This window comes from Vibrio sp. Vb0598 (assembly GCF_033338935.1).
GTDB lineage: Bacteria > Pseudomonadota > Gammaproteobacteria > Enterobacterales > Vibrionaceae > Vibrio > Vibrio alginolyticus.
Genome location: NZ_JAWOTP010000243.1, coordinates 1 through 1,112, shown reverse-complemented (window position 1 = coordinate 1,112; position 1,112 = coordinate 1). Strand labels below are relative to the sequence as shown.

The window sequence follows — 1,112 nt, the reverse complement described above, 5'->3', positions numbered from 1 at the left end:
TAAGTCTCGATGTGGTAAATCACGTCACGAATAGCATCCAAACCTTCTTGAATGGTGTATGTCATTTCGTGGTGAACGGTGCCAATTTTTTCTGCCACTTCACGTGCTGCTTTTAAGTCTGGAGCGCCTTCAAGACCAACCGCAAAAGAGTGAAGTTGAGGCCACCATGCTTCTGATTTTTCATCGTCTTCGATACGCATCGCAGCATAGCGTTTTGCTACCGCAGATGTGATGGATGAATCCAGACCACCAGATAGTAGTACGCCGTATGGTACGTCAGTCATTAGTTGACGTTTCACAGCGGCTTCCAGTGCTTCTGTTAGTTCTTCTTTACTCGTACTGTTACCTTGAACAGCTGCATATTCGTTCCAGTCACGGATGTAGTAACGCTGAGGTTCTGTATCTTTTGAGCTGTAGTGCGAACCTGGAGGGAATTCGCTGACTGTTTTACAAACGGGTACGAGTGCTTTCATTTCGGAAGCGACGTAGTAGTTACCGTGTTCATCGTAACCTTGGTAAAGTGGAATGATACCGATATGGTCACGACCTACTAGGTACTCATCTTTTTCTTCATCGTACAGTACGAAAGCAAAAATGCCGTTTAGCTCTTCAAGAAGATCAGCACCCATGTCTTGATACAGCGCTAAAATAACTTCACAGTCAGAGTCTGTTTGGAATTCGTACTTGCCTTCGTAGCGAGCGCGAATCTCTTTGTGGTTGTAGATCTCACCGTTAACGGCAAGGATTAGTTTTTTATCAGGGCTGTATAGTGGTTGAGCACCGCTATTTAGACCAACGATAGCCAAGCGCTCGTGAGCTAGGATTGCTCTTTCTGAAGAGTAGATACCAGACCAGTCAGGGCCACGGTGACGAAGCTTTTTCGACATTTCTAACGCGATAGGACGCAGTGCCGCTGCATCACTTTTAATGTCTAAAATCCCAAATACTGAACACATACAACATCCTTTCTAAACTAAACAATTTCTAATCGGTATGGATTCAATTTGCCATTCTGAGTAAAAAAAGCAACGTTTTGTGATTAAAAAAATGATAAAAAGCCTTGTTGATTAAATAATATTTAATTTATTTGTTGTTTTGATGAATGGAATTAA

Annotated in this window: 1 protein-coding gene; it reads right to left on the bottom strand. The window is 42.4% G+C overall.

The window, feature by feature from the left end:
* The coding region (gene asnB / locus R7Q38_RS24410; protein ID WP_318114658.1) for an asparagine synthase B at positions 1-956 on the bottom strand (956 nt) is incomplete at its 3' end.
* Between the last annotated feature and the right edge of the window lie 156 nt (positions 957-1,112).